Annotated in this window: 12 protein-coding genes; 5 read left to right on the top strand and 7 right to left on the bottom strand. The window is 62.9% G+C overall.

Annotated elements, in window-relative coordinates; all coding sequences use genetic code 11:
• Positions 1-843, top strand: an 843-nt coding sequence (locus EOA79_RS23240) for an AsmA-like C-terminal region-containing protein (RefSeq protein ID WP_128293308.1), incomplete at its 5' end; no start/stop codon positions are given.
• Between the two features lie 32 nt (positions 844-875).
• On the opposite strand, the gene EOA79_RS23235 is transcribed toward EOA79_RS23240, so the two are convergent.
• The 6 genes from EOA79_RS23235 to EOA79_RS23210 all read right to left on the bottom strand — a co-directional run bounded on the left by EOA79_RS23235 (position 876) and on the right by EOA79_RS23210 (position 7,989).
• Positions 876-1,694, bottom strand: coding sequence for an ABC transporter permease subunit (locus EOA79_RS23235; protein ID WP_067327282.1), 819 nt, complete (start codon positions 1,692-1,694; stop codon positions 876-878).
• A complete protein-coding gene (locus EOA79_RS23230) occupies positions 1,691-2,653 on the bottom strand; it encodes an ABC transporter permease subunit (RefSeq protein ID WP_095825798.1) in 963 nt (320 codons plus the stop codon). The genes EOA79_RS23235 and EOA79_RS23230 overlap by 4 nt, the downstream gene beginning before the upstream one ends.
• A 10-nt stretch (positions 2,654-2,663) precedes the next feature.
• The gene (locus EOA79_RS23225; protein ID WP_095825799.1) at positions 2,664-3,803 is read right to left on the bottom strand and encodes an ABC transporter ATP-binding protein; all 1,140 of its coding nucleotides are present in this window, start codon (positions 3,801-3,803) and stop codon (positions 2,664-2,666) included.
• Between the two features lie 181 nt (positions 3,804-3,984).
• A complete protein-coding gene (locus tag EOA79_RS23220; RefSeq protein WP_067327271.1) occupies positions 3,985-5,082 on the bottom strand; it encodes a polyamine ABC transporter substrate-binding protein in 1,098 nt (365 codons plus the stop codon).
• Between the two features lie 340 nt (positions 5,083-5,422).
• On the bottom strand, positions 5,423-6,373 hold the full coding sequence (locus EOA79_RS23215) for a DMT family transporter (RefSeq protein ID WP_095825818.1): 951 nt from the start codon (positions 6,371-6,373) through the stop codon (positions 5,423-5,425).
• Between the two features lie 167 nt (positions 6,374-6,540).
• On the bottom strand, positions 6,541-7,989 hold the full coding sequence (locus EOA79_RS23210; protein WP_095825800.1) for an XRE family transcriptional regulator: 1,449 nt from the start codon (positions 7,987-7,989) through the stop codon (positions 6,541-6,543).
• Between the two features lie 249 nt (positions 7,990-8,238).
• Here EOA79_RS23210 and aceA point away from each other — a divergent pair, with 249 nt between their 5' ends.
• The 3 genes from aceA to EOA79_RS23195 all read left to right on the top strand — a co-directional run bounded on the left by aceA (position 8,239) and on the right by EOA79_RS23195 (position 10,502).
• A complete protein-coding gene (aceA, locus tag EOA79_RS23205; protein ID WP_128293307.1) occupies positions 8,239-9,528 on the top strand; it encodes an isocitrate lyase in 1,290 nt (429 codons plus the stop codon).
• A gap of 52 nt (positions 9,529-9,580) precedes the next feature.
• On the top strand, positions 9,581-9,823 hold the full coding sequence (locus tag EOA79_RS23200; protein WP_066989302.1) for a hypothetical protein: 243 nt from the start codon (positions 9,581-9,583) through the stop codon (positions 9,821-9,823).
• 262 nt (positions 9,824-10,085) lie between these two features.
• On the top strand, positions 10,086-10,502 hold the full coding sequence (locus EOA79_RS23195; RefSeq protein WP_067327255.1) for a response regulator: 417 nt from the start codon (positions 10,086-10,088) through the stop codon (positions 10,500-10,502).
• Between the two features lie 13 nt (positions 10,503-10,515).
• On the opposite strand, the gene EOA79_RS23190 is transcribed toward EOA79_RS23195, so the two are convergent.
• Positions 10,516-11,229 carry an HAD family hydrolase gene (locus tag EOA79_RS23190; RefSeq protein WP_095825802.1) on the bottom strand — a complete coding sequence of 238 codons (714 nt, stop codon included), beginning with the start codon at positions 11,227-11,229 and terminating at the stop codon, positions 10,516-10,518.
• A gap of 182 nt (positions 11,230-11,411) precedes the next feature.
• Between EOA79_RS23190 and EOA79_RS23185 the strand changes: the two genes are divergently transcribed.
• Positions 11,412-12,379: glutamine synthetase family protein (locus EOA79_RS23185; protein ID WP_206639257.1), on the top strand; the 968-nt coding region annotated here is incomplete at its 3' end.

Here is a 12,379-nt window from a genome sequence, read left to right as displayed (position 1 = left end):
ACCGAGACGGAGCCGATCGCTCCCGCCGGCCAGGCAGGCCCCGGCGAGTTCGACACCGGCTTCGCCGACAAGATCAACCTCGATCTCAGGCTGTCGGCGGCGCACGCCACCGCCGGCCCGATCCAGCTTGCCGATGTCGCCGCGACCGCGCAGGTCAAGAACGGGCTTGCCGTCTTCGACATCTCCGACGCGTCGGCCTTCAACGGCAACATCCAGAGCAGCCTGCGCTTCGACCGCAAGCCGGACGGCACTCAGGTCGAGTTGCGGCTTTTGGCATCGGACGTCGACACCGGCGCCTTCGCCACCGCGGCGGGGATGACGCGGCTGGTGCCGGCCGGAACCGGAACCGTCTCGGTCATTCTGAAGGGGCCGGGCAAGGCCTGGGACTCGATCTTCGAGAACGCCGACGGGTCTTTCTCGGCGACGTTCGGGCCGGGCTCGCTCAACGGCCTCAACCTGCCTGCCTTTCTCAAGCGCAACGAACAGGGCGGATTCTTCGCCCTCGACGACGTCGCCGACGGCTCGCTGCCCATCGACGGCGCCGAGATCAAGGCGAGCATCTCGAAAGGTGTGGCGCGGCTGGACAAGGCCGAGGTCAATGCACAGAAGTACAAGATCTGGCTTTCGGGCATCGCCTCCTATACCGGGCGCGGGCTGGCGCTCTCGGGCGGCATCATCCCGAACGGACAACCTGCGCAGCAACAGCCGGCCCAACAACCGGCTACCGCCGGTCAGACAGCGGTGCAGGCGCCGCAGCCCTCAAAGCAGTCGTTGTTCTTCGTCGGCGGCAACTGGAGCACTCCGTTCATCTCGCCGATCAGCCGCGGCGTTTCAGGCCAATAGAACAAGGCGCAGGTCGCGCCCGTCTTTGTTCCCTATCCGCGTTGCGCCGCCTGCTCATCGCGCTGGCGCTGGACCTCGCGGCGCTTGTTGGCGATCGAGGCAATGATGACGCCGATCGCGACGACGGCGATCAGGATGGTGCAGGCGGCATTGATCTCAGGCGTCACGCCGAGGCGCACCTGGCTGTAGATCTTCATCGGCAGCGTCGTGGCGCCGGGGCCCGAGGTGAAGGAGGCGATGACCAGATCGTCGAGCGAGAGCGTGAAGGCCAGCATCCAGCCGGAGATGATCGCCGGCAAGATGACGGGCAAGGTGATCTGAAAGAAGGTCTTCACCGGCGGCGCGCCGAGGTCCATCGCGGCTTCCTCCAGCGAGCGGTCGAAGGAGACCAGGCGCGACTGCACGACGACGGCCACGAAGCACATGGTGAAGGTGATGTGGGCGAGCGTGACGGTGAAGAAGCCTCGGTCAAGTCCGACGGCCACGAAGAGCAAGAGCAGCGACAGGCCGGTGATGACTTCCGGCATGACCAGCGGCGCAAAGACCATGCCGGAAAACAGCACTCGTCCCTTGAAGCGTGTGTAGCGGGTCAAGGTGATCGCCGCCAGCGTGCCGAGCACGGTGGCAACGGTCGCCGAGATGACGCCGACGCGGGCTGTCACCCAGGTGGCGTCCATCAGGCCCTGGTTGTGGAACAGCGACACGTACCATTTCGTCGAAAAGCCGCCCCAAACGGTGACGAGCTTGGATTCGTTGAAGGAAAAGACGATGAGAAGCACGATCGGCAGATAGAGAAAGGCAAAACCGAGCACGATCGAAGTGATGTTGAAGCGGCTCCAGGTGGCGTTCATTTGCCTTGCTCCTGGGCTTTCGCTTGAGCTTGCTGGAAGAACATGATCGGGACGGTCAGCACCAGGAGCAGGATGACCGCCACCGCCGAGGAGACCGGCCAATCGCGGTTGGCGAAGAATTCGTTCCACAGCGTCTTGCCGATCATCAGCGTCTGCGAGCCGCCGAGAAGGTCCGGTATGACGAACTCGCCGACCGCCGGGATGAAGACCAGCAGGCAGCCGGCAATCACGCCCGGCAGCGACAGCGGGAAGGTGATCTTCCAAAAGGCACCGATCGGCGGGCAGCCGAGATCCTGCGCCGCCTCGATCAGCGAATAGTCCATCTTCTCCAGCGACGAGTAGAGCGGCAGCACCATGAAGGGCAGATAGGAATAGACGATGCCGATGAAGATCGCGGTGTAGGTGTTGAGGATGACCAGCGGCTGGCTGATCAGGCCAGTGGCGAGCAGCACCTGGTTGAGCAGCCCTTCGGGTTTCAGGATGCCGATCCAGGCATAGACGCGGATCAGGAACGAGGTCCAGAACGGCAGGATCACCAGCATTAGCAAGGTCGGCCGGATCGTCGCCGGCGCGCGCGCCATGCCATAGGCGATCGGATAGCCGACGACCAGCGTCAACACCGTCGAGATGCCCGCGATGATCAGGCTGGTCACATAGGCGTTGAAGTAAAGCGCGTCCTGGGTCAGCCAGGTGTAGTTGTCGAAGTTGAGCTCGCGAAAGCCGGCGAAGAATCCGGAAATGCCGTCGCCGAAATCGAGCACAGGAGTGTAAGGCGGCATCGAGATCGCCGTCTGCGACAGCGAGATCTTGAAGACGATGATGAACGGGACAAGGAAGAAGAACAGCAGCCAGAGATAGGGAACGATGATAACGAGACGGTCAACGAAGCCCTTCGCCAGCTTGGTCGGCAACTGAGCGGCGGTTTCGGCCGAGGAAGGGGCGGCGGCGATGTTGGTCATGGCCGCCCTGTTACCTTGTCAGCACGACGCCGGCGTCCGGCCGGAAGGAGACCCAGGCGCGATCGTTCCAGGTCAGAGGGTCGTCGCTGACGCGGGCAGCGTTCAACGCGCTTGCCCGCACCATCTGTCCGTCGTCGAGCTTGATGTGGTAGACGGTCATGTCGCCAAGATACGCAACGTCATAGACTTCGCCTTCCAGCGCATTGACGGCATCGGCCGGCTTCCTCGACGATACCTTGATCTTCTCGGGCCGGATCGCGAAGACGATGTCGGCGCCCTTGGTGGTGTCGGTGGCATTCTCGACAACGATCTGCGCACCGGTCGCGCCGGTGATGCGCGTCGTATTCGCTGCCCGCTCGGCAACCTTGCCCTCGAACATGTTCACATTGCCGACGAAATGCGCCACGAAGCGCGACGTCGGGGCCTCGTAGATTTCCGCCGGCGTCGCCACCTGCATCACCTCGCCCCTGTCCATGATGGCGATGCGGTCGGCCATGGTCATGGCTTCCTCCTGGTCGTGGGTGACGACGACGAAGGTAAGCCCAAGTTCCTGCTGCAGGTCCATCAGTTCGAACTGCGTCTCCTCACGCAGCTTCTTGTCGAGCGCGCCGAGCGGCTCGTCCAGCAAAAGCACCTTCGGCCGCTTGGCGACCGAGCGGGCAAGCGCCACGCGCTGGCGCTGACCGCCGGAAAGCTGGTGCGGCTTGCGCTTGGCGAACTGCTCGAGCTTGACCAGCCTCAGCATCTCGGCGACGCGCTTTTCGATATCGGGAGCGGGCATGCCTTCCTGCTTGAGGCCGAAGGCGATGTTCCTTTCCACCGTCATATGCGGAAACAGCGCATAAGACTGGAACATCATGTTCACCGGCCGCTTATAGGGCGGAATGCCGCGCAGGTCCTGGCCGTCGAGCAGAATGCGCCCCGCGGTCGGCTCCTCGAAGCCGGCGAGCATCCTGAGCAGGGTCGACTTGCCGCAGCCCGAGGCGCCGAGCAGGGCGAAGAACTCACGTTCGAAGATGGTCAGCGACAGATTGTTGACAGCGGTGAAGTCGCCAAACTTCTTGGTCACCTTGTCGAACTGGATATACGGCTTGGCGCTCGGATCATTCCATGGCGCGAAATCCCTGCGGATGCTGCCAAGCGATTTCATGTCCCACTCCGGGTCTGTTTCGTTCCGCTGGAACGGTTCATGGTTTCGAGAAAACGCCGAACCGCTCCAGCTTTTTGTTTTTGACGCAATTCCGGGGGCGGAAAACCGTCCCACACTGTTGCTGGAATTGCTTCTAAAGAAAGCGACCCCGGCAGTTTCTGCCGGGGTCGCGTCTCGATGCTTATTGGCCGGTGACGATCTTGGTCCAGGTGCGCGTGATGATGCGCTGTGTCTTGGGATCGTAGGGCTGCACGGTGTAAAGCTTCTTGGTCGTCTCCTCGTCCGGATAGACCGAGGTGTCCTCCAGCAGGGCCTTGTCGACGAACTGCTGCGAGGCCTTGTTGCCGTTGGCGTAGAGCACATAATTCGAGGATTTGGCGATGACTTCCGGGGTCATCATGTAGTTGATGAACTCATGCGCTTCCGCGACATGCGGCGCGTCGGCGGGGATCGCCATCTGATCGAACCACATCTGGGCGCCTTCCTTGGGCACCGAATAGCCGATCTCGACGCCCTGCTTGGCCTCCTCGGCGCGGTTTCGCGCCTGGAACACATCGCCCGACCAGCCGATCGCCAGGCAGATGTCGCCGTTTGCCAGCGCGTTGATGTATTCCGAGGAATGGAACTTGCGAATATACGGGCGGACCTTGAGCAGGGCCTCCTCGGCCTTGGCGATATCGTCGGGCGAGGTGCTGTTTGGATCGAGGCCGAGATGTTTCAACGTGGCCGGAATGATGTCGGAGGGGGAATCCAGCACATAGACGCCGCAATCCTTGAGCTTGGCGAGGCTCTCCGGATTGAAGAACACGTCCCAGCTGTCGATCTTGTCGGTGCCGAGTGCCGCCTGCACCTTCTTGACGTTGTAGCCGAGGCCGACCGTGCCCCACATATAGTTGACCGAGTACTCATTGTTCGGATCATACTTTGCGGTGCGCTCCGAAATGACATCCCACATGTTGGAGATGTTCGGCAGCTTGGACTTGTCGAGCTTCTGGAAGACGCCGGCCTGGATCTGGCGCGCCAGGAAATTGGCGCTGGGCACCACGACATCATAGCCGCTGCCCCCGGCCAGCAGCTTCGTCTCCAGGATCTCGTTGGAATCGAAAGTGTCGTAGACGACCTTGATGCCGGTCTTCTTGGTGAAGTCCTCGATGATCGAGCTGTCGATATAGTCCGACCAGTTATAGACGTTGACGACGCGGTCGTCGGCATGGCCGCTCGCGGCGAAGAGCGTCAGAAAGGCCGAAGTCGCCGAAAGCAAAAGCGCTTTGCGGATCATGATATTCTCCTTTGGTGAGTGTTCCCGTGCCGGCTCGTCGCGACATGGGCGCGGGACGGCGTTTGTTTCAGACTATGGAGATTTCCGGAGAGCCACAAGCGCGCGCGCCTGGCAGTGCGCCGGATCGTTGAGTGACGGGCGCCGCCCTTGCCTCCTTTCCAGGAAGCTGTTCGGACGGCCTCAGCGGCGTTGGCCGCGGCGTAAGCAGAGATGTAACGATGCGGTCCGGCCTCGATGAGGCCGGCGGAGTCACTTGGCAAGATACGCCTGTCTTGTTGTTGCCGTAATTGCAGCCTGCCCGCCCCGCAGCGGAGTTGTCAATGGGGAAGACACGCGAGCATCAATTGGGAGACGGCAGCCCGGTGATGCCCGGCCGCTCGGGCCGGGTCTGCCGCTTGAACTCAAACGCAATATGAACAAGCAGCGCGGCGATGACGACCGCGCCGCCGATGATGGTGCGCCCCGACGGCACCTCGGAATGGACGAGCCACACCCAGATCGGACCGAGGATCGGCTCGAAAGTGCCGAGCAGCGCCGCGACGGCCGCGGGCACCAGGCGGGCGCCCATGGCGAAAAAAGCAAGACCGACGCCGAGATTGATGACGCCGAAGGCGAAGAGAAAGCCCATGTCGCGCCCGGAGACGGTGAATTCCGTGGCTTGCGAGGCAGCAAAAGCACCGGCGAGCAATGCGCCGAGGCAAGTGGCCGGCACCATGCGCACATGGGCAAAGCGCCGGGTGATCACGGTCGCGAACGACAACATCACCGCGATCAGCAGCGCCAGGCCATCGCCGATCGGCGAGACGGCGCCGTCAAGCGATTCCGAGACCATGATGGCCACGCCGGTGATGACGGCGGCAATGGCGACCCAGGTTCCTGGGGTCACGCGTTCGCGAAACAGCACCCAGGCGAGCATGGCCGCCAGAAGCGGGACACCGGCCTGCATCAACAAGATGTTGGCGACCGTCGTGTAGGTGAGCGCGACGATGAAGCTCGTGGAGGCGGTGGCGAAGCAGAGAGCGACGCCCAGCCCAGGCAGGCCCATGTCGCGGAACAATCTCCAGGTGCCGCGCCAGCCGTCGCGCCAGAGCATGAAGGCGACGAGGAAGCCCACCGCCCAGATCGAGCGCCAGAACACCACGGTCCAGCTGTCGCCGACATGGATGAAGCGAGCGATGGTGCCGCCAAAGCTCCACATCAGCGCCGACAGGAAGACCAGCAGCATGCCGATCCGCTCCTCGCGCGGCGAGACGGCAGCCAAGGCAACGCGAGACGAGGCGGTATCGGTCATAGGCGAGACTGTCAGCGATTTGCCGGCGGCACGATCCACCACGGACGACCACACCATATCCCATTCGCGTAGCGCAAATGCTGGAGCCAGGCGTGATCCAGCATCCGCTGAAATGTAGGACAAAGCCGGCTTGCGGGCCGCTGAACCGCTGCGGCTGGCGGGGGGTGCTACCCCTGGAAATCGAAGGCGCTGAGACCCGTCACCATCTCGTCGAGGCCAAGCGGCCGGGTCACCGGCGGCTCGGCGCGCGCCAGGCAGCCGACGCGCTCGCAGAGCCTGCAGGCCGGGCCGACCGGCGTTGCATATGCCGTGCTCTGCGCGGCCTTGGCGGCGGACGGTCCGGGCAGCGCCGCGCTGTAGACGATCTCGTCGCGAAAGCCGATGTCGCAGCCCAGCAGAAGCGCCGTGCGCCGCGGCCGCTCGGAAAAGGCGCCTTGCGGCCCTTCGAGCGTGCGGGCGATGCAGAGGAACTCGGTCCCGTCCGGCATTTCCACCGCCTCGACCAGAATCCGGCCCGGCTGCGAAAAGGCCGCATGGACAGGAAGCTTCGGACAGGCGCCGCCGAAACGGCTTTGCGGATAGCCCAGGCTGCCCGCCTTGCGGAAGCGGTTGCCGGCACTGTCGACCTCCAGCATGAAGAACGGTACGCCTGAGGCGCTCGGCCGCTGCAGCATGGTCAGGCGGTTTGCCGCCTGCTCGAAGGAGACGCCGAAGCGCGAACGCAAGACGTCGATGTCGTAGCGGGCGCGGACGGCCGCTGCATGAAAGGCGTGATAGGGCATCATCAGCGCGTGCGCCGCATAGCGGCCGAGCTCGAAACGGGCTAAGCGGCGCGCTTCGTCCGTGCCGAGCTTCAACGTCTGGATCTCGCCCGCCACGGCCACCGTCATGCGCATCAGGCTCGCCTCCATGGCGACCTCGCGCAGCTGATCGAAGGGGGAGAGCCGCTCTGACAGGAACAGGCGTTGCGAATGGCGATCGTAGCGCCTGCGCCAGTTCGGCATGGTGGCCACCGGCAGCACCTTGACCACGATGCCGTGCTCGCGCCTTAGCCACGCCTTCAGCGTGCCGAACAGGTCGTCGCCTGGATCGAGCAGCGAAATGAAGGCCTCGGCTTCCTCCTCCAGCGCGGCGAAATGGTTCGGCCTGCGCTCGAAAGTCTCGTGCACTTCGTCGACAGGCAGGCGCGTGCCGGACAATGCGGTCGCCCTGCCCTCCCGCGCCAGGAGTTCATTGAGATCCGACAGCCGATCGGCCTGCTCGCGATAGGCGCGAAACAATTTCACCATCGCGGCGGAAGCGTTCGGCGCGATCTCGGCGAGGTCGATCAGTTCCTGGTCGCCCGGCAGTTCGCCGGCCAGCAGCGGATCGCCGAACACTTCCTTCAGCGCCGCGATCGATCCTTTGGTCTCGCCCTGCAATTCGTGCGGATCGATCTTGTAGGCCGACGCCAGCTTGAGGATCAGCTGCACCGTCAGCGGCCGCTGGTTGCGCTCGATGAGATTGAGGTAGGACGGCGAGATGCCCAGGCCTTCGGCCATCGCCGTCTGGGTCAGGCCCTTGGCGTTGCGAAGCCGGCGGATGCGCGGCCCGGCGAAAATCTTCTGCTCGGCCAATCGGCTACCTTGAAAAGAGTTTTACATAACGGCGCGCCGTCGCGGGCTCATCCAGCTTTTTACAATCATGACAGATTTACAGCCCCGATCTGTCAAACGCAACACCAGTTTTCCCGTATTTTAGCGGGCAAGCTCCGGTTTTTCTGGCGACTTTTGCGGCGCAATGTAAACAATGTAACACGTGAACGGCCCACAGATACGTCCCTCAAACGGGCCATCTAAACAAGCAAGACTGACCTGGAGCAATCGATGACTGATTTTTACAACCTCGTCCCGTCCGCGCCGGAGGGCCGTTTCGACGGCATCGAACGGCCCTACTCGGCGGAGGACGTGAAGCGGCTGCGCGGCTCGGTCCAGATTCGCCATACGCTTGCGGAGATGGGCGCGAGCAGGCTGTGGAAGCTGATCCACGAGGAAGATTTCGTCAATGCGCTCGGCGCCATGTCGGGCAACCAGGCCATGCAGCAGGTCAGGGCGGGCTTGAAGGCGATCTATCTGTCGGGCTGGCAGGTCGCGGCCGACGCCAACACCGCGTCGGCCATGTATCCGGACCAGTCGCTTTATCCGGCGAATGCGGCGCCGGAGCTGGTCAAGCGCATCAACCGCACGCTGCAGCGCGCCGACCAGATCGAGACATCCGAAGGCAAGGGTCTTTCGGTCGAGACCTGGTTCGCGCCGATCGTCGCCGACGCCGAAGCCGGCTTTGGCGGGCCGCTCAACGCGTTCGAGATCATGAAGGCCTTCATCGAGGCCGGTGCCGCTGGCGTCCACTATGAGGACCAGTTGGCGTCGGAGAAGAAGTGCGGCCATCTCGGCGGCAAGGTGCTGATCCCGACCGCAGCGCATATCCGCAACCTTAATGCGGCCCGGTTTGCAGCGGACGTGATGGGCACGCCGACGCTGGTGGTGGCGCGCACCGACGCGGAAGCCGCCAAGCTGCTCACCTCCGACATCGACGAGCGCGACCGGCCTTTTGTCGACTATGACGCCGGCCGCACGGTCGAGGGCTTCTATCACGTCAGGAACGGCATCGAGCCCTGCATCGCGCGCGCCGTCGCCTACGCTCCGCATGCGGACCTGATCTGGTGCGAAACCTCGAAGCCGGATCTTCAGCAGGCAAGGAAGTTCGCTGAAGGGGTGCACAAGCACCACCCGGGCAAGCTGCTCGCCTATAATTGCTCGCCATCGTTCAATTGGAAGAAGAACCTGGACGACGCGACCATCGCGAAGTTCCAGAAGGAACTCGGCGCCATGGGCTACAAATTCCAGTTCATCACACTGGCCGGGTTCCACCAGCTGAACTTCGGCATGTTCGAACTGGCCCGCGGCTACAAGGAGCGCCAGATGGCGGCCTATTCGGAACTGCAGGAGGCGGAATTCGCGGCGGAGGTCCATGGCTATACCGCGACCAAGCATCAGCGCGAAGTCGGCACCGGCTATTTCGATGCCGTTTCGATGGCGATCTCCGGCGGCCAGTCTTCGACCACCGCCATGCATGAGTCGACCGAGCACGCCCAGTTCAGGCCGGCGGCCGAGTAATGACAACACCAGAGGAAACGCCCGAAGGGCACTTACGTCGAGGAGAACAGCAATGGCATCGATAAGCCGGGTCAAGGAACGGGCCGAAGAACAATCAAGCGCGATGAGCGTCGATCAGCAGGCGACGATCCGCATGCTTGCCAACGACTTGCACAGGCTCAACCAGTCTGTAATGAAGGCGGTCGAAGCAGGTGTGTCCGTCGAGCTGGTGCGCTCTGCCAGGCACCATGGCGGAGACGGCAACTGGGGTGATCTTTTGATCCCAGTGATCGTCACCCATCAGAACCAAGGCTGACGTAACGTCAACAATCACTCGCGAGTGTCTCCCGTGTGCTATACGTTCCGGGAGACGTTCGTTTTTTCGAATTGTGGCCGTGGCGCCGGGGAGAACTTGCGCCGGCTTTTAGCAATTCTTGCTATATTATCATTTTCCATTATTTTTGCTTGACACCGCTGGCGATCTCGCGCCAATTGCGCGCTTAAGGTTTCAACCCTGCATTGAACCAGAGCCTCGGCCATACATGTGTCCCGCCAATCGTGACGACTCTGAAAAACCAATGAAACCGGCGGACCGTGGCGCGGCGGCCCGGCTGCCGGCGGATATCTCCAAGGTGCTGGTGGTCGGCAAATCGTCGATCAACCGGGTCGTCGTATCGAAAATCGTGGAAAAGTCCGGGCTGAAGCCGATTTCGGAGCCGCCGGAGGCGGCCGAGAAAGCTTTGGCCGGCCTGGTTCCCGGCGCAATCATACTCGACGGCGGACCCGACGACAGGGATTGCGACAGGCTGCTGTCCGGCATCGACGCGCTGCGGCGCGCTTCCGGCAAGACGCGGCCCGCCGTGATCCTGCTTTCAACCAGGAATGGCACGCCGGACAGCCTCGGCCTGTCGAGCGTGGTCGACGCGGTGGTCACCAAGCCGATCACGCCCGAAAGGCTGCAACCAGTAATCGATCGCCTGGTCGGCCGCGGCTAGGCAGAGGCGACGCTCAGCCGGGCTTCGCTATTGCCTCGACCAGTGCCGGCAACTCGCCCAGATCTGCGATCTCGCGAAAACGCGGCTCCGCGACAGGCGCCTCGGCGTGTTCGATCGCCCAGGTCAATTCGTGCGGCACATGGATGCCCCAGCCACCGGCCTCGATGGCGGGAACCACATCGGACTTGAGCGAGTTGCCAACCATCATGCTGTTCTGCGGACCGTCGCCATGGCGGCTGAAGATGCGGGCATAGGTGGCTGCGCTCTTGTCGCTGACGATCTCGACGGCATCGAAGAGATCACCCATTCCCGACTGCGCGAGCTTGCGCTCTTGATCGAAGAGGTCGCCCTTGGTGATCAGCACCAGATGGTAGGAGTCCGCCAGCTTTTCGACCGTCTCGCGGGCATGCGGCAGCGGCTCGATCGGATGGCTGAGCATCTCGCGGCCGGCAGCCAGGATTTCGCCGATGACCGAACCGGGCACCTCGCCGTTTGTGATCGCGACGGCCGTCTCGATCATCGACAGCGTAAAGCCCTTAATGCCGAAGCCATAGAGGGCGAGGTTGCGCCTTTCCGCTTCGAGCAGCCGTGCCGCGATGTGCTCATGATCGCCGTGCTCGGCCAGCAAGGCGGCAAAACGCTTCTCGGTCAGGCGGAAGAACTGCTCGTTCTGCCACAGCGTGTCGTCGGCATCGAAGCCGATGGTGGTCAAACGTGGAGCGGACATGTGCGACCCTTTGCTTACAGGCTCATCTAGACCCTGTGGCGCTGCGCCGCCAGCAAGAAGACAGGCACGCCGGTTCCTTTGGGCTGCGGCTCGGCTTGCCTGTGGCGACGCGGGCGCCTCCCCTTTCCTTCCGCCACGGCGCCCGGCTATACTTTGAAATCCGCAACACAATCTGGTGAATGATGCCGCCTGAAAAAAAGGAAGTCCGTCCGTCGAGCCGGGGGGGACGCGCCCGCACGCCTGCCTTCTTGAAAAACGAACGCGGTGTGAAGAACTGGAAGGAAGCCAGCGCCTGGCTGGAATGGCGCGGCATCGAGGACATCGAGTGCATCACGCCGGACCAGGCCGGCGTCGCCCGCGGCAAGATGATGCCGTCGAAGAAATTCACCTCCAACACATCGCTGGCGTTGCCTTCGGCCGTCTTCATGACGACGATATCTGGCGGCTATCCGGAAGACGGCAATGGCTTCCACTATCCGGAGGACGACGGCGACCTGAAGCTCTTGCCCGATCTCTCGACACTGACCGTCGTGCCCTGGGAGGAAGATCCGACCGCCGCGGTGATCTGCGACCTCGTCCACCAGGATGGCCGCTCCGTCGAATTCACGCCGCGCAACGTGCTGAAGCGCGTGCTGGCCGCCTATGACGACCGGGGGCTGAAGCCGGTGGTGGCGCCCGAGATCGAATTCTATCTGGTACGCAAGAACCCCGATCCGGACTATCCGCTGACGCCGCCCGTCGGGCGCTCAGGGCGGCCGATCGGCGGCGGCGCCGGCTATTCGATCGCGGGCGTCAACGAGTTCGACGAACTGATAGACGACATCTACCATTTCTCGGAGCGGCAAGGCCTAGAGATCGATACGCTGATCCACGAGGAGGGCGCCGGCCAGCTCGAGATCAACCTGCGTCACGGCAATCCGATCGAGCTTGCCGACCAGGTCTTCATGTTCAAGCGCACGATCCGCGAGGCGGCGCTGAAGCACGAAATCTACGCCACCTTCATGGCCAAGCCGATCCAGGGGCAACCTGGCTCGGCCATGCATATCCACCAGTCGGTGGTCGACAAGAAGACCGGAAAAAACATCTTCTCGGCCGAAGACGGCGCCGAGACGGATGCGTTCTTCCATTTCATCGGCGGCATGCAGAAACA

Source organism: Mesorhizobium sp. M1A.F.Ca.IN.020.03.2.1 (assembly GCF_004023205.1).
Classification (GTDB): Bacteria; Pseudomonadota; Alphaproteobacteria; order Rhizobiales; family Rhizobiaceae; genus Mesorhizobium.
Note: the sequence above shows the minus strand (reverse complement) of the source record. Positions and strands in the feature narration are given on the sequence as shown.